Raw genomic sequence first — 23763 nt, forward strand, 5'->3', positions numbered from 1 at the left:
TCTTCATGAGCGCTGTTATCACGCCTGCAGCTTTTACCGATTACAAAGTCGCCGACATGTCCCTGGCTGCCTGGGGTCGTCGCGAAATCATCATCGCCGAATCCGAAATGCCAGCCCTGATGGGTCTGCGTCGCAAGTACTCTGGCGAACAGCCATTGAAAGGCGCAAAAATCCTCGGCTGCATCCACATGACCATCCAGACTGCCGTGCTGATCGAAACCCTGGTTGCCCTGGGTGCCGAAGTGCGCTGGTCGTCCTGCAACATCTTCTCGACCCAGGACCAGGCCGCTGCCGCCATCGCCGCCGCCGGTATCCCGGTATTCGCCTGGAAAGGCGAGACCGAGCAAGAGTACGAGTGGTGCCTGGAACAGACCATCCTCAAGGATGGCCAGCCATGGGACACCAACATGATCCTCGACGACGGCGGCGACCTGACCGAGCTGTTGCACAAGAAATACGCATCCGTGCTGGAAAACGTCCACGGCGTGACCGAGGAAACCACCACCGGCGTACACCGCCTGCTGGACATGCTGGCCAAGGGCGAACTGAAGATCCCGGCCATCAACGTCAACGACTCGGTGACCAAGAGCAAGAACGACAACAAGTACGGCTGCCGTCACAGCCTCAACGACGCCATCAAGCGCGGCACCGACCACCTGCTGTCGGGCAAGCAGGCGCTGGTGATCGGCTACGGTGACGTGGGCAAGGGTTCTTCCCAGTCCCTGCGTCAGGAAGGCATGATCGTCAAGGTGTCCGAAGTCGACCCGATCTGCGCCATGCAGGCTTGCATGGACGGTTTCGAGCTGGTTTCCCCGTTCATCGACGGGATCAACGACGGCACCGAAGCCAGCATCGACAAGGCGCTGCTGGGCAAGATCGACCTGATCGTGACCACCACCGGCAACGTCAATGTCTGCGATGCCAACATGCTCAAGGCCCTGAAGAAGCGCGCCGTGGTCTGCAACATCGGTCACTTCGACAACGAAATCGACACCGCTTTCATGCGCAAGAACTGGGCATGGGAAGAAGTGAAGCCACAAGTCCACAAGGTGCACCGCACCGGTACCGGCAGCTTCGACCCACAGAACGACGACTACCTGATCCTGCTGGCCGAAGGCCGCCTGGTTAACCTGGGCAACGCCACCGGTCACCCAAGCCGCATCATGGACGGTTCGTTCGCCAACCAGGTCCTGGCCCAGATCTTCCTGTTCGGCCAGAAATACGCCGACCTGTCGCCGGCCCAGAAAGCCGAGCGCCTGACCGTGGAAGTACTGCCCAAGAAACTCGACGAAGAAGTGGCCCTGGAAATGGTCCGCGGTTTCGGCGGCGTGGTCACCAAGCTGACCAAGCAACAGGCTGACTACATCGGCGTCACCGTCGAAGGCCCGTTCAAGCCGCACGCTTACCGCTACTGATCGGCGCTGCTCCCCCACGGGAGCAGGCTTTTTTGTGGGAGCGAGCTTGCTCGCGATGCAGACACCTCGGCCCAACTGCCGTACCGAGGCGATGGCAATCGCGAGCAAGCTCGCTCCCACATAAGCCCGCCCCCACCAGGGATATGCAAGCCTCACCGGCCTACGAGTTTCCAAGGATATGACCATGTCCCAAGACCGTCGCTACAGCTTCGAGTTCTTCCCGACGAAGACCGATGCTGGGCATGAAAAACTGATCGCCACTGCCCGCCAGTTGGCCAGCTACAACCCCGATTTCTTCTCCTGCACCTATGGCGCCGGCGGTTCGACCCGTGATCGCACCCTGAACACCGTGTTGCAGCTCGAAAGCGAAGTCAAAGTTCCCGCAGCCCCTCACCTGTCCTGCGTCGGCGACAGCAAGGACGACCTGCGCAGCCTGTTGGCCCAGTACAAGGCCGCCGGCATCAAGCGCATCGTTGCCCTGCGCGGCGACCTGCCGTCGGGCATGGGCATGGCCAGCGGTGAGCTGCGCCACGCCAACGAACTGGTGAGCTTCATTCGTGAAGAAACCGGCGAACACTTCCACGTCGAAGTGGCTGCGTATCCGGAAATGCACCCGCAAGCACGCAACTTCGAAGACGATCTGCGCAATTTCGTACGCAAGGCCAATGCTGGCGCCAACAGCGCCATCACCCAGTACTTCTTCAACGCCGACAGTTATTTCTACTTCGTCGAACGTATCCGCAAGCTGGGCGTCGACATTCCTGTCGTGCCGGGAATCATGCCGATCACCAACTACAGCAAGCTGGCACGCTTCTCCGACGCATGCGGTGCAGAAATCCCACGCTGGATCCGCAAACAACTGGAAGCCTATGGCGATGACTCCTCAAGCATCCAAAGCTTCGGCGAGGAAGTCATCACACAAATGTGTGAACGTTTGTTGCAGGGCGGCGCACCGGGGCTGCATTTCTATACCCTTAACCAGGCCGAGCCCAGTCTCGCGGTATGGAACAACCTCAAGCTGCCGCGCTGATTGACTTAATGCGGTGGTACAAAGAGGCCTTGGCGAAAACCAAGGCCTTTTTTTTAAGCGCAGACATCTGGAGGATTGCAGTAGATGCCTAATGGTCACAGGCTAACGACCCCACAACTCATTTATCTGGTCTACGGGGCCGAAACCTACCACCAGGAAGCGTTGTTCAGCATCGCCAGCGCGCTGGCCGGTCTGCGCAAGACGCCGGACGAAGCCTTGGATATCCAGGTGTTCACCGACAATCCCGCACCGTACGCAGGGCTGCCGGTGCGTTTGCGCCCGCTGGACAATGAAACCCGCCAGGCCTGGATCGAACCCCACGGGTATCACTTCCGTGCCAAGCACGTGGTAATGCAGAAGGTGCTCGAAGAAGCCGAGGTGGCGCTGCTGATCGACACCGACACTTTTTTCCACTGCTCCCCCTCGAACTGTTTCGCCGCGTCCAGCCTGGTACGTTGCTGTGCAATGCCTTCGGCCTGACGTATGGCGCCAACAAGGACGCCGAGCTTTACCTGACACTGGCCGACACCCTGCGCCAGCGGCAGTTGGCGGACGACGACATGCCCTTGCTGAACTCCGGGGTCATTGGTCTCAACTGCGTCGATGCGTCAGTCCTGGATCGCTCGATCGCCCTGATGGATGAACTGTATCCATTGGCGAAGGGTGCCTACACGCTGGAAGAGTTCTGCCTTTCGGTAGCGGCCTATCGCTCGGTGCAAGTGCGCGAATGCCCGGACCTGATCCACCACTATTGGAGCCGCAAGCAGCTGTTCCGCGCCAAGACCAAAGCCTGGCTCGACAAACACGGCGCCGCACCGACTTGCCACCAGGCCCTGGATGAAACCGGCCAAGTCACCGCCACCCTGCCTCGGCCGCCGACCTTCCAACGCCTGGCCTACAAATTCATCACCCTGGGGCTGCCCAGCCATAAACGCCAGTTCATGCGCGAGATCCTCTATGGCTGCTACCGCCATACCAACGAGTTCGACCAGGCCTGCGCCCCGGTCTGGTGGGAAAAAGCCCTGGAGAACGTCGAACATCGCCTGGAAAAATCGCTGCAGGACCATGAACTCAAACGTTGGCTCGATCATCCGCTGATTCGTCTCGTGCTGGGTGAGCGCCGCGAAGCCATCTATGCGCACCTGATGCAGGCAAAAGGCAAGTAGTGGCCTGTGTGGTGAGTTCGTCAGTTCAAATTCGCAGAAGTTGACTCACTAGCCAAACAGGCCACCAGGGCACAGGCCAGGGCGCTCTAGCTATTTGATGAGCTCTCGTCGTAACCTCAGGCCCATGCCCGTCATTGTCCAGCTGCTGACCGCCCTTCTTCTCTTGTGCCTGAGCGTGACCGCCCAGGCCGAGAAGTTGCGCATTGTCACCGAACCCTGGGCGCCTTATGTCTACGAAGAGAACGGCAAGATGCTCGGCCTGGACTACGAAACCACGGCCATTGTGTTCAAGCGCCTGGGCATCGACGTGGAATGGCAATTCCTGCCCTGGAAGCGGTGCCTGGCGATGCTGGAACAGGGGTTGGCGGACGGTGCGCTGGACATTTTCCACAGCGATGAGCGCGATGCCCTGTTGCTTTACCCCAGCGAACCACTGTCGGACGTGGAGTTCGTGATGTTCTACGCCAACGCCCGCCCCCATCCGTTTCGCACGCTCGACGACCTGGGCGGCCTGACCGTCGGCACCTCGCCCGGCTACCTGTACAGCCAGGCCTTCAGTGAGTCGACCCTGTTCAAACGTGAAGCGGCGCCCACCCACGAAGCCAACTTCGGCAAGTTGCAACTGGGTCGGATCGACCTGCTCATCACCGACCGCAGGGTCGGCCGACATGTGCTCGAACAAATGCAGTTGGGCGACCAGATCACCGAAAACCCGGTGGTGGTGAGCCGTCAAAGCCAATACCTGGCGGTGCGACGCAATGCCGGGATGGATTTGCTGGTGCAACGCTTCAGTGCCGAACTCAAGCGTTTCAAGCGCGAACCAGCCTATGCCGAGCTGAGCGCCCGCTACGGCGCAGGCGATATGACCAAGGCCACTTCGCCCGGACGGGCCAGCACTGAAATAAACCGTTGAGCAGCAGGAAAGCGGCGCGAGGCGTTTGCTCTGTTATACTCCGGCCTTCCCGCCAGGCTCACGCCCGGACGCCCGGTCTTGCAAAAGGCATCCCGACACCGCTACAGCGCAGCCTACAGCCCGCGCGAGCCTTGTCCGGACCCGCCTTCGAGGCCCGGCAGGACCGGACGGGATGACGTCTTTTGGTTGAACGTCATTCGCGCCCGGCAAGACTATCCCATTGGGCCAGGCCCTCACTAAAACAGGATTACTCATGTCCTTTGCTTCCCTCGGTCTCTCCGAGGCTTTAGTCGGCGCCATCGAAGCCGCCGGCTATACCCAGCCTACCCCGGTGCAACAGCGGGCCATTCCCGCCGTGTTGCAAGGTCGCGACCTGATGGTCGCGGCGCAGACAGGTACTGGTAAAACCGGTGGTTTCGCCCTTCCGATCCTGGAGCGGTTGTTTCCCAACGGTCACCCAGACAAATCCCAGCGTCATGGCCCGCGCCAACCGCGCGTACTGGTCCTGACCCCCACCCGCGAACTGGCGGCCCAGGTACACGAGAGCTTCAAGGTCTACGCTCGCGACCTGAAGTTCGTCAGCGCCTGCATTTTTGGCGGCGTCGGCATGAACCCCCAGGTCCAGGCCATGTCTCGTGGCGTCGATGTACTGGTGGCCTGCCCCGGTCGCCTGCTGGACCTGGCCGGCCAGGGCAGCGTCGATTTGTCCCACGTTGAAATCCTCGTGCTGGACGAAGCCGACCGCATGCTCGACATGGGCTTCGTCCATGACGTGAAGAAAGTCCTCGCCCGCCTGCCCGCCAAGCGCCAGAACCTGCTGTTTTCGGCGACGTTCTCCAAGGACATCACCGACCTGGCCGGCAAACTGCTGCACAACCCGGAGCGCATCGAAGTCACGCCGCCGAACACCACGGTCGAGCGTATCGAGCAGCGTGTGTTCCGCCTGGCGGCCAGCCACAAACGTGCCCTGCTGGCGCACCTGATTACCGCCGGCGCCTGGGAACAGGTCCTGGTCTTCACCCGTACCAAGCACGGCGCCAACCGCCTGGCCGAGTACCTGGACAAGCACGGCCTGCCAGCCGTGGCGATCCACGGCAACAAGAGCCAGAACGCCCGCACCAAGGCCCTGGCCGACTTCAAGGCCGGCGAAGTGCGCATCCTCGTGGCCACCGACATCGCGGCCCGTGGCCTGGACATCGACCAGTTGCCCCACGTGGTCAACTTCGAGCTGCCGAACGTCGATGAAGATTACGTTCACCGTATCGGCCGTACCGGCCGTGCCGGTCGTTCGGGCGAAGCGATCTCGCTGGTCGCGCCGGACGAAGAAAAGCTGCTCAAAAGCATCGAGCGCATGACCAAGCAGAAAATCGCCGACGGCGACCTGATGGGCTTCGATGCCAGCACGATCGAAGCCGAGAAGCCTGAAGTACGCGAACGTCCGGATGTGCGTAATCCGCGCAATGCCCGCGGCCCACGGGGCGACGGTCCGAACGGCGGTGGTGGCGGCGGCGGTCGCAAAGACAAAGGCAAGGACAAGGGCAAGGAAAAATCGGCCAGCAACAGCAATGGCCGCGGCGAACGCCCTGCCCGCGAACAGAAGCCCCGCGAAGGCACCCCGGCCCGTGAGCAGCAGCGCCCGGCTCCACGCGCCGCAGCCGATCGTGCCCCGGACGAGTTCCTGGATGACGATGTCGATAACTTCGGTAACCGCGTCGACTACGTGCCACAGCAGAAACCAGCCCAGGGCCGCGGTCGCCGTCCGGGTGCCCCGGCACAAGGCGCAGGTGCAGGCGCACCGCGCAGTGGCCAGCCACAGGGTCGCCAGAACGGTCCGCGCAACAGCAACGGCTCGTCTACCGGCACACCGCCGGCCAAGCGCAGCGGCCCACGCAACGGTGCCCCCCGTGACGGCCAGGCCCGTCGCGACGACACCCGCCCGCGCCGCCCGGCCCGTGACGACCAGCCTCGCCAGGAACCGGCCGTGCAGAACCCGCGCAGCAACCAGCCGAAAATCATGCACAAGGAATCGAAAGCCGATCGCTTCCCGACACCTGAACAGCTGGATCAACTGCCAAGCCGTCCACGGGGCGAAAAACCGGCATTGCTGACACGCAATCGCTGAGTTTTTCCAATCCGTGAAAAAGCCCCGGGTCTCGCGACCCGGGGCTTTTTTTGGCCCGACACATTCCAAATGTGGGAGCGAGCTTGCTCGCGATAGCGGTGTATCAGCCAACATCAATGTGACAGAACTGCCGTCATCGCGAGCAAGCTCGCTCCCACAGGGTTCTCTGCGTTGCCCGAATCCGCGCAATAAAAAACGCCCCTGGTCCCAAGACCGGGGCTTTTTTTGGCCCGCACATTCCAAATGTGGGAGCGAGCTTGCTCGCGATAGCGGTGTATCAGCCAACACCAATGTGACAGAACTGCCGTCATCGCGAGCAAGCTCGCTCCCACAGGGTTCTCTGCGTTGCCCGAATCCGCGCAATAAAAAACGCCCCTGGTCCCAAGACCAGTTTTTTTGGCCCAACACATTCCAAATGTGGGAGCGAGCTTGCTCGCGATAGCGGTGTATCAGCCAACACCAATGTGACAGAACTGCCGTCATCGCGAGCAGGCTCGCTCCCACAGGGTTCTCTGCGTTGCCCGAATCCACGCAATAAAAAACGCCCCTGGTCCCAAGACCAGGGGCGTTTTTTTGTCAGGCGCGAAGGTTACTTCGCTTTGACACCTTCAAACGAGACGTACAGTTCGACCGCGTCGGAGGTTGGACCCAGGTCTTTCTGCTTGCCGAAGTCCGAACGCTTGATGCTGGTGGTGCCTTCGAAGCCAGCACGGTAGCCGCCCCATGGGTCCTTGCCTTCACCCAGGAAGGTGGCCTTGACCACAACCGGCTTGGTCACGCCCAGCAGGGTCAGGTCACCGGTCACATCGGCGGTTTCCTTGCCATCAGCGTTCTTGCCAGTGGACTTGACGCTGGTGGAAACGAAGGTCGCCTTGCCGAATTTGCTGGCGTTCAGGAAGTCAGCGCTGGCGATGTGCTTGTCGCGCTCGGCGTGGTTGGTGAACACACTGGCGGTATTCACGTTGAACTCGATCTTGCTGGCTTCAGGCTTGGCGGCGTCGAAGCTGAACTTGCCGTCGATGTCCTTGAAGGTACCGGTGATGTAGCTATAGCCCAGGTGGCTGATCTTGAAGTCGACGAAGGCGTGCTGGCCTTCCTTGTCGACGACGTAGTCGGCAGCCATGGCCTGGCCGGCAGACAGCAGGGCAGAACCGATTGCCAGGGCGGCGAGCGTCTTTTTCAACATGCTTTCTATTCCTTTGGAGTCGAGGTTGAACATCAGGCTTGGCGCCCCAGCATTCGCTTGAGGGTCGCGTCACGGTCGATAAAGTGGTGTTTCAATGCTGCCAACGCATGAAGGCCGGAAAAAATGACCAACGCCCATGCCAGGTAGAAATGAATCTCACCGGCGACGTCTGCCTGATCGGGCAGTCCGGACACCAGCGCGGGTACTTCAAACAGGCCAAACACCGGAATCCCGACACCGTCTGCGGTGGAAATCAGGTAACCGGCAATCATCACGGCGAACAACCCGAGATACAGTGCGCTATGGCCAAGCTTGGCGCCGACGCGGGTCAGGCGGCCATAGGTTGGCAGAGTCGGTGGTGGCGGGCTGACAAACCGCCAGATTACCCGCAGCAACATGACCGCCAGCAGCACCAGGCCAATGCTCTTGTGCAGGTCCGGCGCGTCTTTGCGCCAGGTGCTGTAGTAATCCAGCCCGACCATCCACAGGCCCAGGGCGAACAGCCCGTACACCACCAGCGCAACGCCCCAGTGCACAGCGATACTGACCCAGCCATAGCGAGAAGAAGAGTTGCGAAGCTGCATTGCTCATATCCTGTAAAAACTGCGATCAAGACTAGCGAGTTATCTATCGATTTAAAGCGGAAATTTTCGCTTTGAAATATCGAGAAATACGATCATCAGTCTGGAGGGGGTGGGTTAAGGAAAGATTAAAGGGGAAACGGTGCTGATGGCGAGGGGTACAGGCAGCCGTTGGGTGCCTGCAAGGACCTCATCGCCAGCAGGCTCGCTCCAACAGAAGACCGCGTCGGAATCGTCACCATCGCCCAACTATTTTTTCCATGCAATATATATGTATCACCATTTCCGCTTCTCCTCTTGATCAAATGGGCGCTCAACAACTATTGAACGAGGTGAAGCATGGCTGTTCCTTACACCCCATTTCGGGCCAACGGCTCGCCGCTACTTCCGCCCAATCAAACAATGGCGCCGGGGCAGTCTCTTCAGTCCCCAAACGGAAAGTTTCGACTGATATTGCAGGCTGATGGGAATTTGGTTATCAAGGACGGCGGTACTGTCGTCTGGATTGCAGACAGCAATCAACGTTATAGTGCAACCTTGTATCCAAAGAGAATGCGAGAGCCCCTGCAATTTGTAATCGCTAATAGCGGCTTTCTTTATGATCCATCCAGAAGACGCTTATGGATTTCTGAAAGTAGCCATAGCAGGGACAAGTCGCTTTGGTACAACGCTTGTATGATCATTCAGGATGACGGCAACCTGGTCATCCATGACAGGCGAACGGGAAAGCTATGCTGGGCTCGCTTTGGTTTCGTCCCGGGACGTATGTCCAAGCCAAAGCGGGTCAAAATTTTATTTGAGGACTTTGAAATTAAAACTTGGTCGTTTTCACTGCCGCCTCTCTAGAGTCACTTATTGACGCACTCAGGCCTGTAAGGATCCATGTCGCATCTATAAACTAATTGAGGATCGTGCTTTTTCAGCACCATACGACCATCAGCAGTGCAACCACTGATACCGAATACTGCCAATAGCATTAAAGCTACTATCAATCTCATATTAACTCCAGCTTTTACGAGGTGAAAATTGTGAGTTATTAGTTTACCGAGCACTCAGGCCTATATGGATCGATGGAGCACTTATGTACTAACTGCGGATCTCTTTTTGGAATCATTGGAATTCTCAAAGGATCCCGGCATTCACCATACACACATCCTTATATCGAAGCCAACACGACCACTGCCATTAGTATTTTCATACGCGCTTCTGTTTTTTGGAGGAGCCTAGACTTATGGTTTGGTAAGCGCTATCGCCTGCTTCCGGTTAAAGGGTGGGAAGTTTCCGATATATCGCCGAGGCGTGTAGGACGTCGCGCTTATCAAGCCGCGCCGATACGCTTGATGCGGGATAAAAAAACGCGGCCCTTGGGCCCATGTGGTTCATTTGAGAAAAATAATGGAGCTGTGGCGAGGGAGCTTGCTCCCGCTCGGCTGCGAAGCAGTCGTAAACCGGCGGGTGCGGTGTATCTGATGCTCCGCATTTGGCAGGTTTTGGGGCCGCTTCGCGGCCCAGCGGGAGCAAGCTCCCTCGCCACGGGTTTTTCGATCACCTCAAGTGAACAGCATTGGGTCCTCGAGCCGTGCTTTTTTCCACCTGACCGTTACTGAGCCTTCGTCTCAGTAGTCGCCGCCGGCTTGGTGGCGGGTTTCTTCACCGGTTCAGTCTTTTTCACCGGTGCCTTGGCCGGTGTTTTTTTAGCCGGTGCCTTGGCAGCTGGTTTTTTTGCTGCCGGTTTGGTCGTTGCTTTCTTGGCTGGCTCAACCTTCGCCGGGGCCGGCGCGGGAGGTTCCACTGGTGCCGGCGCTGGGGCGGGTGCCGGCACTGGAGCAGGCGCTACCGGCTGCTCTGGCGCCTTGACCGGCTCCGGCTTCTTGTCGTCATCCGAGCCACCGAACAGGTTGCTGAAGAAGTTGCCCTTCTTCGCCGCCACCGCACCGGCAGCGGCGGCTGTCGCGGCGGGAGCGACCTTGGCCGGTTCGAACGACTTGCCGGCCGCCAGGTCTTCAACCTGGCTGGCAGCCCGCTGGCCGCTGCGCAACGCGCCTTCCAGGGTGCCCGGATACAGGGTGTCGGTGTGTTCGCCGGCAAAGGCTACACGCTGCAACGGTTTTTCCCACAGACGCCAGTACTTGCTGATCTGGCCCGGGCCGAAGGCCAGGTACGCGCCGCCCGTGGACGGGTCGGTGCTGTAGCGGCGGATTTCATAGCCGGTGAACGCGCCACGGGCCTGTGGATAAAACGCGTGCAGGCGGATCAGCACCTGATCGACCATCTGCTTGTCGCCGAAGGCCTGCATCACCCGGGCGTTGTCGCCGGACAGGTTGATGACCACGTTGGCGCCGCCCTTCATGGCCGGCTCGATCCACATCATGCCCAGGCCGGCGTTGCTGTAGATTTCGCCCGACATGCGTGCCTTGCTGTCCCAGACGGGGGTCTTGAACTTGAGCATGATCTGGTCGCGCCAACCGTAGTTGGTGCCCTTGATCGCGCCTTGATGCTGGGCGTCCAGGGCCGGGGTCAACTGGATCTTGTTCAGCGCCCGCAACGGCACCGCCAGCACCACGTAGTCAGCCTGGTAACCCACGCTGCCGACCTTGACGGTCACGCCATCCTTGTCCTGGGAGATGGCCGACACCGGCGAGTTGGTCTTGATGGTTTTCAGTTGCTTGACGAACGCCTGGGCCAGGGTCGGACTGCCGCCGAGCAGGCGCGAGGCGCGCAGGTCGCGGTCGGACACGCCACGATAGACGCGGTTCTGCTGGGCGAAATACAGCAGCGACAGGCGCGAAGGTTCGTCATAACGGGTGCGAATCTCCTGGTTCACCAACTGACGCGCCGTGGCCGGCAGTTGTAGACGATCGAGCCAGTTGGAGACGGTGATCTGGTCCAGCGCGTGCAACGTGTTATTCGCCGCCGGGTTCTGCGGGTCTTCGATGGAGCGCGCCAGGTCGTCCAGGGTGGTTTCGTAGCGCTTGAGGGCTTCGGCGGTGGCCGGCTGCTTGGTCGCCAGATCGGCGGCGGTGAAGTAGGTGCCGTCGATCAGGTAGCTGGGGGTACGCACGAACTCCGGGGCCGGCGTGGTGCTCAGCTTGAAGGCCGAGACGTATTTGTTCAGCACCGGCTGCGTCTTCTCATTGCCGATCCACTCGCTGGTGGCCATGCCCGAGCGACCGCCCAGGTCCGGCTTGGCTTCCAGCAGCGTCACGGCCCAGCCTTTGTTCTGCAGCTCATAGGCCGCGGTGAGTCCCGCCAGGCCGCCGCCGATGACGATGGCCGTCGGTTGTTTGTCCTTGGCCAGCGCCGAAACGCTGAACAGCCCTATCATCACCAGCGCACAGGCGCGCAGCCAACCAGCAGACATTCAACGAACTCCGGATTAAACGTAGGAAATTTCAGCTTTCGAGCCAGGCGGCTCTCGGTTTTTCGAGCCAGTCGGCTCAGGGAACGGCGAAGAATACGACAGCCATCAAAGCGCCGCCAGCGGCGTCTATCGCCTCGCGCAAAGTCGCGTCAACGACACAATGGGTTGTCCCCAGGGCCGCCATTGCATAGGCTTGCGCGATTGTTTTGCCCGCGCCCGCCGCGAGCCGCCTCGAGGAGACTGTAAATGGGCCTGAATAACCAGTGGATGCAACGCGACCTCGCGGTGCTGTGGCATCCCTGCACCCAGATGAAAGACCACGAACAGCTGCCGCTGATCCCCATCAAGCGTGGTGAAGGCGTGTGGCTGGAAGATTTCGAAGGCAAGCGCTACCTCGATGCCGTCAGTTCCTGGTGGGTCAACGTGTTCGGCCACGCCAACCCGCGCATCAACCAGCGCATCAAGGACCAGGTCGATCAGTTGGAGCATGTGATCCTGGCCGGCTTCAGCCATCAGCCCGTGATCGAACTGTCCGAGCGCCTGGTGAAGATGACGCCCGAGGGCCTGACCCGGTGCTTCTATGCCGATAACGGCTCGTCCTGCATCGAAGTGGCGATGAAGATGAGCTTCCACTACTGGATCAATCGCGGCCGGCCGGACAAGAAACGCTTCGTCACCCTGAGCAACAGCTACCACGGCGAAACCATCGCGGCGATGTCAGTGGGCGATGTGCCGTTGTTCACTGAAACCTACAAAGCGTTGCTGCTGGACACGATCAAGGTGCCGAGCCCCGACTGCTACCACCGCCCCGAAGGCATGGGCTGGGAAGAACATTCACGCAACCTGTTCGCCGCCATGGAGCAGACCCTGGCCGAGCACCACGACACGGTGGCGGCGGTGATCGTCGAGCCGCTGATCCAGGGTGCCGGCGGCATGCGCATGTACCATCCGGTGTACCTGAAGTTATTGCGCGAGGCATGCGACCGCTATGGCGTGCACCTGATCCATGACGAAATCGCCGTCGGCTTTGGCCGCACCGGGACGATGTTCGCTTGTGAGCAGGCCGGTATCACACCGGATTTTCTCTGTCTGTCCAAGGCCCTGACCGGCGGCTACCTGCCGCTGGCGGCGTGCGTGACCACCGACGAGGTCTACAGCGCGTTCTACGACGACTACCCGACCCTGCGCGCCTTCCTGCACTCCCACAGCTACACCGGCAACCCGCTGGCCTGCGCGGCGGCCCTGGCGACGCTGGACATCTTCGAAGAAGACAACGTCATCGAAAACAACCAGGCCCTGGCCCAGCGCATGGCCAGCGCCACTGCGCACCTGGCCGATCACCCGAACGTCGCCGAAGTGCGCCAGACCGGCATGGTGCTGGCCATCGAGATGGTCAAGGACAAGGTCAGCAAAACCGCGTATCCGTGGCAGGAACGGCGTGGCCTGGCGGTGTTCCAGCATGCCCTGGAGCGCGGTGCATTGTTGCGGCCGTTGGGTAGCGTGGTGTATTTCCTGCCGCCGTATGTCATCACCCCCGAGCAGATCGACTTCCTCGCCGAAGTGGCCAGTGAAGGCATCGACATCGCCACCCGGGACAAGGTCAGCGTGGCGGTGCCGAAGGACTTTCACCCGGGCTATCGCGATCCGGGCTGACGACACGTTTCTCTGTGGCGAGGGAGCTTGCTCCCGCTGGGCTGCGAAGCGGCCCTAAAGAAGAGCGGGCGCTGCGCACCCGAGCGGGAGCAAGCTCCCTCGCCAAAAAAGCTCCCCTGCAGCAATGTCGAATTCAGATTCAATAGAGAACAAAACATGAGACTGTCCCGCTTCTTCATCGACGCCCCCCTGAGCCTCGGCGACCACGAACTGCCTGAAGCCCAGGCCCACTACATCGGTCGGGTGCTGCGCATGGCCGAGGGCGATGCGGTGCAAGTGTTCGATGGCTCCGGCCAGGAGTTTCGCGGCACGTTGGCCGAAGTCGGCAAAAAGCGCGTGCGGGTGCAGTTGGACGAGCAGTTCGCCGGACAACTTGAATCGCCGTTGCGTATCCACCTCGGCCAGGGCCTGTCCCGGGGCGAGCGCATGGATTGGGCGATCCAGAAAGCCACGGAGCTGGGGGTCAGCGAGATCACGCCGATTTTCAGCGAACGTTGCGAAGTGCGCCTCAAGGACGAGCGCGCCGACAAGCGCCTGCTGCACTGGCGCCAGGTGGCGATCAGCGCTTGCGAGCAGTGCGGGCGCTCGACCGTGCCGGTGATCCATCCACCGCTGCTGCTGGCTGACTGGTTGAAGCAGGCCGAGGCCGAATTGAAGCTGGTGCTGCACCCGGTGGCCGAGCCGCTGGTCAGTCATGAAAAACCGTCGACCCTGGCCTTCCTGATCGGTCCCGAAGGCGGGTTGTCGGATGCCGAGGTCGAGCAGGCCAAGACCGCCGGCTACCAGGCCGCCCGCCTCGGCCCACGCGTGCTGCGCACCGAAACCGCGCCGGTGGTGGCCCTGGCCGTGGCACAGCAGTTGTGGGGGGATTTCTGAAGTCAGCCCCCCTGTGGGAGCGAGCTTGCTCGCGATGGCGGTGGGCCAGTCAACATCGATGCTGACTGATCCGACGCTATCGCGAGCAAGCTCGCTCCCACATTGAATCCAGGTTGCTCAGGGGTTAGAGCACATAAAACAGAATCGCCACGAAGTGCAGCAGGCTGCCGGCGATCACGAACAGGTGCCAGATGCCGTGGGCGTGGCGCAGACGGTGGTCAAGGGCGAAAAAGATGATGCCCACGGTGTACAACACGCCGCCCGAGGCCAGCCAGGCAAACCCGGTGCTGCCCAGGGCCGCCAACAACGGTTTGACCGCCACCAGCACGATCCAGCCCATCACGGCGTAGATCACGATCGACAGGATCCGCGCTTCGGAACGCGGCTTGATTTCCTGCAAGATCCCGATCACCGCCAGCCCCCAGACGATCCCGAACAACGTCCAGCCCCACGGCCCGCGCAGGGTCACCAGGCAGAACGGGGTATAGCTGCCGGCGATCAGCAGGTAGATCGAAAAGTGATCGACCTTCTGCATGATTTCCTTTTTGCGCCCGCGCACGCTGTGATAAACCGTCGAAGCGCTGTACAGCACCAACAAGGTGAACCCGTAGATCGCCACGCTGACGATCTTCCACGGATCGCCGGCCATCCCGGCGATCACCAGCAACCACACTGCGCCGATAAACGCCGCCACCGCCCCCACCAGGTGCGTCCAGGCGTTGAGTCGTTCCCCGTGATACATCCAATACCACCTCACATTTAGAAACAGGTGCCCAGGCTCAGGCTTGGCGCTGCAAAGTGCAATGGTTTGCTGCTACCCCTCTGAGCCCACCACTGATTAACTCCTCCAAAAAGAGTCGGTTGGGGCACAATCAAACCATACGAATAAGAGTCCGCCCCATGCTGATCGACGAAGAATTGACCCTGAAGAAACTGGAGGTGTTCCTGGCCTTCATGCGCACCGGTAACCTGGCGCGGGCGGCGGCCGAGTTGCAGACCAGCAACGTCAGTGTGCACCGGGCCATTCACTCGCTGGAAAGCGCCCTGCGCTGCCCATTGTTCAAGCACGAAGGGCGCAACCTCACACCGCTGGAAAGCGCTTACGTGCTGGAAGAACGGGCGCAGAAGCTGATCCAGGACGTGGTCGACAGCGTGCGCCTGACCCGTGAGGCCGCCGGTTTCTCCGCCGAGCGCTTCAAGCTCGGCTCGCTGTATTCGCTGACGGTCAAGACCGTGCCGCAGTTGATCATGGGCCTGAAGATCCGCCGCAGCGAACTCAATATCGACCTGATCATGGGCTCCAACATCGACTTGCTGTACAAGCTCAAGAACATGGAGGTCGATGCGATCCTGGTGTCCCTGGACGACAGCGTCAACGACCCGGACTGCGAGCAGATTGCGCTGTTTTCCGATGACATCTTCCTCGCCACGCCAGCCGACTCACCCTTTGCCCATCGCAGCGAAGTCGACCTGGCCGAGGTCCGCGACGAGACATTCATCACCTTGACCCAGGGTTTTGCCACACATCAGGACGGGATTCGGGTGTTCAAGCAGGCGGGGTTCGAGCCGAAGGTGGCGATGCAGGTCAACGACATCTTCACCCTGCTGAGCATGGTCAGCTCCGGGGTGGGTTATGCGTTGCTGCCCGGCCGGATCGCGGCGGTGTATGAAAACCGGGTGAAACTGATCCCGTTGCAGGAAAAGTACCGGTTGCAGCAGCACATCGGCGTGGTGTTCCTCAAGGCCAAGGAGCGTGATCCGAACCTGCTGGCGCTGTTGGCCGAGTGCCGGATGTATGCCAATCGCCAGGCCTGAAATCGTGCTGCCCCCATCGCGAGCAAGCTCGCTCCCACAAGGTTCGTGGCATACCCAGAATCCAGGTTCACCCCGATCCACTGTGGGAGCGAGCTTGCTCGCGATGGCATCGGCCCACTCAGAGCCGATCCGGAGGCTTAACCAACAATCCCGCGAACAATGAAGTACAACAACGAAGGCCCCAGCAAGCACCCCAACCCGGTGTGGAAGGTCGCCGTCAACGCGCCGTACGGCACCAGCCGCCGGTCCGTCGCGGCCAGGCCGGCCGTCACGCCACTCACCGTCCCGGCCAAGCCACCGAATACCATGGCCGAGCGCGGGTTATCCAGGCCCATCCAGCGCGCCGCCATGGGGGTGCCGACCATTACGATGATCGCCTTGATCAAGCCGGTGGCAATCGACAACGCCATCACATCGGACGTGGCGCCAATCGCGGCCCCGGTCACGGGCCCGACGATGTAGGTCACCGCACCCGCGCCGATGGTGGTCATGCTCACCGCGTCGCGATAACCGAACAACCAAGCGATGCTCGCACCGACGATGAACGGCAGGATCGTGCCCAGCAGCAACGCGATGACGCCAATCATCCCGGCCTTCTTCGCCTCGGTGGCCTGCACTTCGAAGGCCGTGGCAACGATGGCGAAGTCACGCAACATGGCCCCGCCCATCAAACCGATACCGGAGAACAGGGACAAGTCCGCCAGACCTTTTTGCCCGCCAGTCATGGTGCCGCCCACCCAGGCCAGCACCAGGCCGATGACAATGGCGATCGCCGAACCGTGGATCCGTCCATAGGTCAGGCGCTTGGACAACACCACCGATACCCACATGATCACGCCCACGAACGCGAACGCCGTGATCAGACCGTTATGCTCCAGGCCTTTCTCGATGAGATCCCACATATCAGCGACCTCCTGCTGGCGTGCCCAGCGGGGTCAGTTCCGCCGGCTCATCGGGCAATGGCTCGCCTTTGTGGGTCCGGCTGATCAGCGCAATGGTGCAACCACAGAGCACCACCGAACCGATGGCCGCCAACACCGCCACCGGGCCACCGTGCAGGGCCGTGACCACGTTCTGCTGCGCGGCCATCGCCACCACCACCGGAATGTACATGGCGCCCCAGAAGGCCACGCCCATCTCACAGTCCTTGGTCATGCCGCCGCGTTTTTGCATCCACAACCGTGCGCAGATCAGCAGGATCATGGCAATGCCGACCCCGCCCACGTTGGATTTGACGCCCAGCAACACGCCGAGCATGTCGCCCAGGATCACCCCTGTCAGCGTACAGATCGCCAACAGCGCCACACCGTAAATAATCATTGTCGTAGTCCTCAAAGTGCATCGTCGAAGTTGTTGTTTTTGTGCTTCGTCAGCTTGAGTAGGTGGTCTAGGGTTGGCGGTTTCCCTCCTCACGCAACAGCGCCTGCAAGGTATCGAGCCGGGCACCGTCGAAGGCAATGACGGTGCCCTGCTCGAACACCCGGCGCGCCAGCCCGGTGAGTACCGCGCCGGGTGGCAGTTCGATCTGTAGCCGCACGCCACGCTCGTAGGCGCTTTGCACGGTGCCGCGCCAATCGACGACGCGGCACATGTTGAACGCCAGGTCGTCGCGCAGGGCCTCAGTGCTGATCACCGGCCGGGCGCGGCTGCTGCTGAGATAGCCCAGTGTGGGGGCTTTCAACGGCACCTCGGCAAACGCCTGGGCCAATGTCCGCGCCGGAGCCTCCAGCAACGGGCAATGGGACGGCACGCTCACCGCCAGCCGACAGGCTTTGCCAGCGCCTTGGCGCCGAGCCTTTTCGGCGACCAGGCCCATGGCTTCGTCGCTGCCGGCAATGACCACTTGGTTGTCGGCGTTGATATTGGCCAGGTAGACCGGCGTTGCTTGGCTATGCACCTGGGCCAGCAAGGCTTCCACTGCCGCCAGGTCCAGGCCGATGATCGCGCTCATGCCGTAGCCATGCGGATACGCCTGCTGCATCAGTTCACCGCGCAGGCTGACCAGCCGCAGCGCATCCTCGAAGCCCAGCGCCCCGGCAACGACCGCCGCCGGATACGCACCGATGGACAGCCCTGCCACATAATCCGGCGCGGGGGCTTGTTCCAGCAATCGGCGGGCCGCCGCCACGCCGGCGATCAGCAGGCACAGCTGCACGGCGCGGGTCGATTGCAACGCCTCGGCGCTGTCCAATCGCAAGACGTCTTCACCGAGCACATCCCCTGCCTCGTCCAGGATCAGCGGCGCCAGCCCATGAAGCATGCCCACGCGCTGCGCACCCTGGCCGGGAAAGACGAAGAGGCTGCTCACACGACCTGCTCCACGCAAGGCTGCCAAGGATCGCTCACCAGCCGGGCCTGAACATCGTCCTTGAGCAAGACCCGAGGCGACGAACCCGCCCATTCCCGCAGGGCCACGGCGCCGCGAGGCGTTTGCAACTGCATGTCCACGGCGCATACCGAAGCATCCAGTAGCGCCAGCAAATCCCTGGCCTGGAGACGATCCAGACAGTGCGGTGTGCGCAGAATCAAATCCAGGTCACTGCGCTCATGCAGGGCCTCGACACCGCTGGCGAGTTCGAACCCGGCGCTGCCGCTAACGCCCCAGGTCCAGCCACTGCCATCGAGTAGCGGGCGCAGCCGGGCCAGGGCGTGCAGGGCCGGCAGATCGCGCGGCGACTCGATCTGGCACAGGTCCTCCGGGCGCACCCGGCGCTGGATCGCAGCCATCGGCATCGACGTGGCGTAACGCTGCGCCCTGGAGCGACCGCGCACGCCCACCGCGACATCCCCGGACAAGGTCAACGCCCGGCGCACCACCACCGGTTGGCCGAGGCCGAGGCTCTCGACGGCCCAGCGTGGCGCATCCGCCGGCAAGTGCTCCGGCGTCATTCCCCAGAGCAGGTCATGGGCCAGGAACCCGTTCACCACTGCGCGCTCAACAATTGGCGAACCGTGCTGGAGGCGGCCCGATGGGTCGCACCGAGGCGGCTGCGCAAGTCGCGAGGCGCATTGGCGACATCGTTGATCGCTTGTTGCAGGCAGTCAGTCACCCGAGCCAGATCGCTCGCGCAGGGCTGCTCGATCTGCTCCACCGACAAGGTTTCCCACAGCAGGCCCAGGCTGGCAAAACTGTCGATGTCATAGGCCATCGGCGGCACGCTGGCGGCCAAGGCTTCAAGCTCTTCGACACTGCGCAAGGTCACCCGCGCCGCCGAGGCCTTGCCCATGGCGTGGACCATCACGCCCGGGTCGCGCAGGGCAATCAGCCGGTTGGCCTGGTAGCCGTGGGCCAGGAACGCCCCCGACATCGCCTTGCCCACCAGCAAGCCAATCACCGGATGCCCGGCCAGCCGCGCACGGGCATAGCTGTCCGCCGCACCGGCCAAGGCCTGATGAATGCCCAGGGCTTCTTCACGCCGGCCATAGGCCTGGCTCGGTACATCGACAATCGCGATCAACGCACGCTTGTGGGCGGCATCGCGGTCGGCATCGATGGCGTCATCCACCGCCTTGGCCAGGCCCCAGCCTTCCAGCAAGCCGACTTCGCCGTTGCGCGCCCGGGGGAAACGGTTGTCGGGATCGGCCACCACCGCCAGCAGGCGCGCGGTTTGCTCGCCCAGGCGGACATCGGCGACCTTCAACGAAGCAGGCAAACCTTGTACCGCGCTGGCATCGCCACTCAAGGCTTCGAACCAGCGCAAGCCTCTCAATGAATAGGCACTCATGGGCGTTCTCCCTGATACAACTGACGAACCGCTGCCGGTTCGATTTGCACATCAGTGTCCAAGCGCGCCAAGCGCTGCAGGAACAGTTCGGCCTGGCCGCTACGGTGTTGCACGGGCACGCCCAGGTGCAGCAATTGGCTGACCTGTTGGCGGATCTGCGTCACATCGTCGGCCGCATAACGATCCACCAGTCCCGTGGCGAAACGCTGCTCGCCGCCCGTCAGGCTCCAGATGAATGGCCGGTCACGGGAGTCGTATTCGTCGAGGCCGGCTTCCTGTTCGATCACTTGCGGACCGTTCAGGCCCAGCCGCGCTTCCCGGGTCACCAGCAGATAACTGCACAGCCCGGCGGCGATGGACATGCCGCCAAAGCAACCGACGCTGCCGGCCACCACGCCCACCACGGGCTGGTACTGACGCAAATCGACAATCGCCGAATGAATCTCGGCAATCGCCGCAAGCCCCAGGTTGGCCTCCTGCAACCGCACGCCACCGGTTTCCAGCAGCAGCACGGCGCGGGTCGGAATGCCTTTGCGGTTGTCTTCGGCGGCCAGTTCCAACGCCCCGGCAATCTTCGCCCCGCCGACTTCGCCGAGGCTGCCACCCTGGAACGCACCTTCAATGGCGGCGATCACCACGGGCAGGCCATCGAGCGAGCCTTTGGCGATCACCACGCCGTCGTCGCTTTGCGGCACCACGCCCTGACGCAACAACCACGGCGACATGACCCGCTGGAACGGGTCGAGCAATTCACGGAAAGTGCCGTCATCGAGCAAGGCCTTGGCCCGCTGCCGGGCGCCGAGTTCGACGAAGCTGTGCTTGTTGAGCAACGCTGCGCTGTCAGTCATGGCCGATCTCCTCGAAACCTTGCTCCAGGCGCAGACGCACCACGCCAGGGGTGGCGCCGAAATCATGAATGTCGATGGACAGGGCCGGTGGCGTCTGGCCGTCGAACATGCGGGCGAACAGATGTTGCCAGCGTTGCTCGCTGCCATTGACCGAGGTCTGCACCTGGATGGTCAGCTTGCCCGCCAGGCCAGGTTCGATCAGCACTTCCAGGTCGCCCGAGCCGACGCAGCCCACCAGCGCCCGGCCCCGTGGCGGCTGCCCGGCGGGGAATTCAAAGGATAGGGTTTCCATCAGCACACTCCAGGGAAGAGGCCATCGCCACGCTCGATACGATCGAGGAACAGGCAGGCGGCGAGCAGGTCGGCAGCGCCGCCGGGCGAGGCGTTCAAGGCAATCAGTTGTTGATCCAGCGCGTGCAATTGGCGCCGACCGCCCAGGCTCGCACTGCCACCGGCATCGAGCACCGCTCTGGCGCCTTGTTGCATGGCCTGCAAACCCGGCTCGCCAGCGCGGTAGAGCACGCAGGTGTCGGCCAGGGTGGTCATGATCGCCAGCAAGGCATCGAGCCGGGCGTTCTGCTCGCCCGCCCCTGCCGCGCGGCTGCGCTTGAGTTGCGGCAGGCCCAAGCCAGTCACCGCCGGAAACGCCAGTTGCGCTTCTTCCCGGGCACCGCGCACGCCATAGCGCTGGGCGACCTGGGCGCCATGGCTCAAGGGGCGAGGCGCATAACGGTCGTTGAGCAAGGCCAGGCGGGCGGCGCGCAAAGTAACGGCGCTGGCGACACTGGATTCAGGTTCCAGCGCCGCTGCAGCGACCAACAGGCCCAAGGCCCAGATCGCGCCACGATGGGTGTTTACCCCGCCCGTGGTGGCAAGCATCGCCGCTTCCCCCTCACGGCCGATCCGCCCAAGGGCTTCACGCAACGGCAGGCCGATTTCGCCGCATTCGAGGGCGGCCTCGGCCATTTCCTTGAACGCCGGCCACAGCGACAGCGCCGAAGCATGCATCAGGCCCAGGTGCAGGTCGGTGTGGGCGCCATTGCCGCGACGGTCCACCAAGGCCGGTTTAGGTGACAGGTCGGCTTCGTCGATCAGCGCATCCACTGCCATGTCCGCCAGACGTTCGGCCAAGGACAGTTTTTTCGGTTGCAGGTTGAAGGCGTGCATTTACCAGCTCCTGAACTTGGCGGGTGGGTTGTAGAGGCCACCGGACCATTCCACCAGATCGGCCACGCTCTTGGCCGCGAGCAACTCGCGGGTGGCGTCGGTGCGACGGATGCCGAGGTCTTCGGGCAAGGCGATCAGCCCTTCGCGGCGCATGCGCGCGGTGTCTTTCGGGTTGTGGCGCAAGCCGATGGCAGTGACCCCGGCCACGGCGGCGATCATCGCCTGGCGTTCTTCCAGGGAACGAGCCTTGTACAGGTAGGCGATGCCCTCTTCGGTCAGCAGGTGGGTGACGTCGTCGCCGTAGATCATGATCGGCGCCAGGGGCATGCCGGCTTTCTTCGCCACGTCCACCGCATCGAGGGTCTCGACGAAGGTCGGTTTGCCGCCCTCCTGGAACGTCTCGACCATCTGCACCACCAGCTTCTTGCCGCGTTCGAGCAACGGCGCCTCGCCATCGCCATGGCGCATGTCGAGCCAGGCCGGCGTGCCATGACGGCGACCGCGGGGTCGTGGCCCATGTTCGGCGCACCGCCGAAGCCGGCCAAGCGGCCGCGGGTCACGGTGGAGGAATGGCCGTCGCCGTCCACTTGCAGGGTGGCGCCGATGAACAGGTCCACCGCGTATTGCCCGGCCAGTTGGCAGACCATGCGATTGGAACGCAGAGAGCCGTCGTGGCCGGTGAAGAACACGTCGGGGCGAGCGGCGATGTAGTTTTCCATGCCCAACTCGGTGCCGAAGCAATGCACGCTTTCGACCCAGCCGCTTTCGATGGCCGGGATCAGGGTTGGATGGGGATTGAGGGTCCAGTTGCGGCAGATCTTGCCCTTCAAACCGAGGGATTCGCCGTAGGTCGGCAGGATCAATTCGATGGCGGCGGTGTTGAAACCGATGCCGTGATTGAGGGACTGGACGTTGTGTTTTTCGTAGATCCCGCGGATCGCCATCATCGCCATCAACACATGCACAGGCTTGATGTGGCGCGGGTCGCGGGTGAACAGCGGCTCGATGTAGAACGGCTTGTCGGCCACCACCACGAAGTCCACCCAGGACGCCGGGATGTCCACTCGCGGCAGGTCGCTGACGTCATCCACCAACTGGTTGACCTGGACAATGACAATCCCGTCGCTGAAAGCCGCCGGCTCGATCAGCGCCGGCGTGTCTTCGGTGCTGGGGCCGGTGTAGATGTTGCCGGCGCGGTCGGCCATGAAACCGGCCGAGAGCACCACGTTGGGAATCAGGTCCACCACCAGCCGGGCATAGAGTTCGATGTAGGTGTGGATCGCACCGATTTCCAGCAGGCCATCTTCCAGCAACTGGCTGATGCGCAGGCTCTGGGTACCGGCGAAGGAGAAATCGAGCTTGCGGGCAATGCCGCGCTCGAACAGGTCCAGGTGCTCGGAACGGCCGACGCTGGGCATGATCATGTGCAAGTCATTCAGCTTGCTCGGGTCAGCCTTGGCCAAGGAGCGCGAGAGGAAGTCCGCCTGCTTCTGGTTATTGCCCTCCAGCACCACACGGTCGCCGGGCAGGATCAACGCCTCCAGCGCCGCGACGATCTTGTCGGTGGGCAACACCACACCGTCGGCAAGCCCCTTCACCAGCCCGAGACGCCGCTGCTTTTCGCTGCGCCGCCGCGTCCAGCGCGAGTCGGGGGATATTGTTGTTGTCATGACCACTCCACGGGTTCGCTGTCGTGGGGGTTACCTTAGGAGTGTTGTGGCGAGGGCATCAATCAAGCTCAGCGGCGGATCGTTACGGTTGGAGTAATGGTGGGAAAAACGGACCCAGTCCCCTGTGGGAGCGAGCTTGCTCGCGATGACGGCGGATCAGTCAACGCTGAGCCGGCTGACACTCCGCTATCGCGAGCAAGCTCGCTCCCACAAGTATTGCGTTTGGCTTTAGATT

The 23763-nt window shown here is 62.1% G+C and carries 19 protein-coding genes and 3 pseudogenes; 9 read left to right on the forward strand and 13 right to left on the reverse strand.

Annotated features, from left to right (window positions below):
• The first annotated feature begins 5 nt into the window (after nt 1–5).
• The 5 genes and pseudogenes from ahcY (at nt 6) to ACZ5M5_RS28650 (ending at nt 6646) form a co-directional block, all read left to right on the forward strand.
• Nucleotides 6–1415 (forward strand): adenosylhomocysteinase, encoded by a 1410-nt coding sequence (gene ahcY, locus ACZ5M5_RS28630; RefSeq protein WP_103311190.1) that lies wholly within the window; start codon nt 6–8, stop codon nt 1413–1415.
• Nucleotides 1416–1599: 184 nt separating this feature from the next.
• Nucleotides 1600–2445: a methylenetetrahydrofolate reductase [NAD(P)H] gene (gene metF, locus ACZ5M5_RS28635; RefSeq protein WP_060740233.1), complete on the forward strand. Its 846-nt coding sequence runs from the start codon at nt 1600–1602 to the stop codon at nt 2443–2445.
• 84 nt (nt 2446–2529) lie between these two features.
• Nucleotides 2530–3611: pseudogene (locus ACZ5M5_RS28640) on the forward strand (hypothetical protein).
• Nucleotides 3612–3735: 124 nt separating this feature from the next.
• Nucleotides 3736–4546: pseudogene (locus ACZ5M5_RS28645) on the forward strand (substrate-binding periplasmic protein); the annotation flags it as partial.
• Between the two features lie 231 nt (nt 4547–4777).
• Nucleotides 4778–6646: a DEAD/DEAH box helicase gene (locus tag ACZ5M5_RS28650; protein WP_092204931.1), complete on the forward strand. Its 1869-nt coding sequence runs from the start codon at nt 4778–4780 to the stop codon at nt 6644–6646.
• 589 nt (nt 6647–7235) lie between these two features.
• Here ACZ5M5_RS28650 and ACZ5M5_RS28655 read toward each other — a convergent pair.
• Together ACZ5M5_RS28655 and ACZ5M5_RS28660 are read right to left on the reverse strand one after the other, a co-directional pair.
• On the reverse strand, nt 7236–7832 hold the full coding sequence (locus ACZ5M5_RS28655) for a YceI family protein (protein WP_025215936.1): 597 nt from the start codon (nt 7830–7832) through the stop codon (nt 7236–7238).
• A 32-nt stretch (nt 7833–7864) separates the two neighbouring features.
• Complete coding sequence (locus tag ACZ5M5_RS28660) at nt 7865–8416, reverse strand: cytochrome b (RefSeq protein WP_060740229.1); 552 nt, start codon at nt 8414–8416, stop codon at nt 7865–7867.
• A gap of 336 nt (nt 8417–8752) precedes the next feature.
• Between ACZ5M5_RS28660 and llpB the strand changes: the two genes are divergently transcribed.
• Nucleotides 8753–9259 (forward strand): lectin-like bacteriocin LlpB, encoded by a 507-nt coding sequence (gene llpB, locus ACZ5M5_RS28665; RefSeq protein WP_464738289.1) that lies wholly within the window; start codon nt 8753–8755, stop codon nt 9257–9259.
• 754 nt (nt 9260–10013) lie between these two features.
• On the opposite strand, the gene ACZ5M5_RS28670 is transcribed toward llpB, so the two are convergent.
• Nucleotides 10014–11774 carry a flavin monoamine oxidase family protein gene (locus tag ACZ5M5_RS28670; protein ID WP_464738290.1) on the reverse strand — a complete coding sequence of 587 codons (1761 nt, stop codon included), beginning with the start codon at nt 11772–11774 and terminating at the stop codon, nt 10014–10016.
• 246 nt (nt 11775–12020) lie between these two features.
• On the opposite strand from ACZ5M5_RS28670, the gene ACZ5M5_RS28675 reads away from it, so the two are divergent.
• Nucleotides 12021–13427, forward strand: coding sequence for an adenosylmethionine--8-amino-7-oxononanoate transaminase (locus ACZ5M5_RS28675; protein ID WP_060740227.1), 1407 nt, complete (start codon nt 12021–12023; stop codon nt 13425–13427).
• 156 nt (nt 13428–13583) lie between these two features.
• Nucleotides 13584–14303 (forward strand): 16S rRNA (uracil(1498)-N(3))-methyltransferase, encoded by a 720-nt coding sequence (locus ACZ5M5_RS28680; protein ID WP_060740226.1) that lies wholly within the window; start codon nt 13584–13586, stop codon nt 14301–14303.
• A 124-nt stretch (nt 14304–14427) separates the two neighbouring features.
• Here the strand turns inward: ACZ5M5_RS28680 and trhA are convergent, their stop codons facing one another.
• On the reverse strand, nt 14428–15045 hold the full coding sequence (gene trhA, locus ACZ5M5_RS28685) for a PAQR family membrane homeostasis protein TrhA (protein ID WP_060740225.1): 618 nt from the start codon (nt 15043–15045) through the stop codon (nt 14428–14430).
• A gap of 158 nt (nt 15046–15203) precedes the next feature.
• Here trhA and ACZ5M5_RS28690 point away from each other — a divergent pair, with 158 nt between their 5' ends.
• A complete protein-coding gene (locus ACZ5M5_RS28690; RefSeq protein WP_464738291.1) occupies nt 15204–16118 on the forward strand; it encodes a LysR family transcriptional regulator in 915 nt (304 codons plus the stop codon).
• A gap of 137 nt (nt 16119–16255) precedes the next feature.
• Here ACZ5M5_RS28690 and madM read toward each other — a convergent pair whose 3' ends face one another.
• The 9 genes and pseudogenes from madM to mdcA form a co-directional block, all read right to left on the reverse strand.
• Nucleotides 16256–17020: a malonate transporter subunit MadM gene (gene madM, locus ACZ5M5_RS28695; RefSeq protein WP_060740223.1), complete on the reverse strand. Its 765-nt coding sequence runs from the start codon at nt 17018–17020 to the stop codon at nt 16256–16258.
• A 1-nt stretch (nt 17021) separates the two neighbouring features.
• Nucleotides 17022–17438 (reverse strand): malonate transporter subunit MadL, encoded by a 417-nt coding sequence (gene madL, locus ACZ5M5_RS28700; RefSeq protein WP_060740222.1) that lies wholly within the window; start codon nt 17436–17438, stop codon nt 17022–17024.
• Nucleotides 17439–17505: 67 nt separating this feature from the next.
• Nucleotides 17506–18426 (reverse strand): malonate decarboxylase subunit epsilon, encoded by a 921-nt coding sequence (gene mdcH / locus ACZ5M5_RS28705; RefSeq protein ID WP_060740221.1) that lies wholly within the window; start codon nt 18424–18426, stop codon nt 17506–17508.
• Nucleotides 18423–19046 carry a malonate decarboxylase holo-ACP synthase gene (locus ACZ5M5_RS28710; protein WP_060740220.1) on the reverse strand — a complete coding sequence of 208 codons (624 nt, stop codon included), beginning with the start codon at nt 19044–19046 and terminating at the stop codon, nt 18423–18425. Before ACZ5M5_RS28710 ends, mdcH begins: the two co-directional genes overlap by 4 nt.
• Nucleotides 19040–19843: a biotin-independent malonate decarboxylase subunit gamma gene (mdcE, locus tag ACZ5M5_RS28715; protein WP_060740219.1), complete on the reverse strand. Its 804-nt coding sequence runs from the start codon at nt 19841–19843 to the stop codon at nt 19040–19042. The genes ACZ5M5_RS28710 and mdcE overlap by 7 nt, the downstream gene beginning before the upstream one ends.
• Nucleotides 19840–20691, reverse strand: a complete 852-nt coding sequence (locus tag ACZ5M5_RS28720) for a biotin-independent malonate decarboxylase subunit beta (protein WP_454249013.1) — start codon at nt 20689–20691, stop codon at nt 19840–19842. Before ACZ5M5_RS28720 ends, mdcE begins: the two co-directional genes overlap by 4 nt.
• Nucleotides 20684–20983 (reverse strand): malonate decarboxylase subunit delta, encoded by a 300-nt coding sequence (locus tag ACZ5M5_RS28725; RefSeq protein WP_003206454.1) that lies wholly within the window; start codon nt 20981–20983, stop codon nt 20684–20686. Before ACZ5M5_RS28725 ends, ACZ5M5_RS28720 begins: the two co-directional genes overlap by 8 nt.
• Nucleotides 20983–21858, reverse strand: coding sequence for a triphosphoribosyl-dephospho-CoA synthase (locus ACZ5M5_RS28730; RefSeq protein ID WP_060740217.1), 876 nt, complete (start codon nt 21856–21858; stop codon nt 20983–20985). The genes ACZ5M5_RS28725 and ACZ5M5_RS28730 overlap by 1 nt, the downstream gene beginning before the upstream one ends.
• Nucleotides 21859–23528: pseudogene (mdcA, locus tag ACZ5M5_RS28735) on the reverse strand (malonate decarboxylase subunit alpha). It lies immediately after the preceding gene.
• Nucleotides 23529–23763: the final 235 nt, after the last annotated feature.

The organism is Pseudomonas sp. Van50, assembly GCF_055390755.1.

What these genes read in the sequence shown, in the direction of transcription:
- mdcE (WP_060740219.1), bottom strand. Translation starts at nt 19,843, where the DNA reads ATGAGTGCCTATTCATTGAGAGGCTTGCGCTGGTTCGAAGCCTTGAGT.
- ACZ5M5_RS28725 (WP_003206454.1), bottom strand. Translation starts at nt 20,983, where the DNA reads ATGGAAACCCTATCCTTTGAATTCCCCGCCGGGCAGCCGCCACGGGGC.
- ACZ5M5_RS28650 (WP_092204931.1), top strand. Translation starts at nt 4,778, where the DNA reads ATGTCCTTTGCTTCCCTCGGTCTCTCCGAGGCTTTAGTCGGCGCCATC.
- ACZ5M5_RS28730 (WP_060740217.1), bottom strand. Translation starts at nt 21,858, where the DNA reads ATGCACGCCTTCAACCTGCAACCGAAAAAACTGTCCTTGGCCGAACGT.
- ACZ5M5_RS28690 (WP_464738291.1), top strand. Translation starts at nt 15,204, where the DNA reads ATGCTGATCGACGAAGAATTGACCCTGAAGAAACTGGAGGTGTTCCTG.
- madL (WP_060740222.1), bottom strand. Translation starts at nt 17,438, where the DNA reads ATGATTATTTACGGTGTGGCGCTGTTGGCGATCTGTACGCTGACAGGG.
- ahcY (WP_103311190.1), top strand. Translation starts at nt 6, where the DNA reads ATGAGCGCTGTTATCACGCCTGCAGCTTTTACCGATTACAAAGTCGCC.
- llpB (WP_464738289.1), top strand. Translation starts at nt 8,753, where the DNA reads ATGGCTGTTCCTTACACCCCATTTCGGGCCAACGGCTCGCCGCTACTT.
- madM (WP_060740223.1), bottom strand. Translation starts at nt 17,020, where the DNA reads ATGTGGGATCTCATCGAGAAAGGCCTGGAGCATAACGGTCTGATCACG.
- ACZ5M5_RS28680 (WP_060740226.1), top strand. Translation starts at nt 13,584, where the DNA reads ATGAGACTGTCCCGCTTCTTCATCGACGCCCCCCTGAGCCTCGGCGAC.
- ACZ5M5_RS28660 (WP_060740229.1), bottom strand. Translation starts at nt 8,416, where the DNA reads ATGCAGCTTCGCAACTCTTCTTCTCGCTATGGCTGGGTCAGTATCGCT.
- metF (WP_060740233.1), top strand. Translation starts at nt 1,600, where the DNA reads ATGTCCCAAGACCGTCGCTACAGCTTCGAGTTCTTCCCGACGAAGACC.
- ACZ5M5_RS28670 (WP_464738290.1), bottom strand. Translation starts at nt 11,774, where the DNA reads ATGTCTGCTGGTTGGCTGCGCGCCTGTGCGCTGGTGATGATAGGGCTG.
- ACZ5M5_RS28675 (WP_060740227.1), top strand. Translation starts at nt 12,021, where the DNA reads ATGGGCCTGAATAACCAGTGGATGCAACGCGACCTCGCGGTGCTGTGG.
- ACZ5M5_RS28655 (WP_025215936.1), bottom strand. Translation starts at nt 7,832, where the DNA reads ATGTTGAAAAAGACGCTCGCCGCCCTGGCAATCGGTTCTGCCCTGCTG.
- trhA (WP_060740225.1), bottom strand. Translation starts at nt 15,045, where the DNA reads ATGTATCACGGGGAACGACTCAACGCCTGGACGCACCTGGTGGGGGCG.
- ACZ5M5_RS28720 (WP_454249013.1), bottom strand. Translation starts at nt 20,691, where the DNA reads ATGACTGACAGCGCAGCGTTGCTCAACAAGCACAGCTTCGTCGAACTC.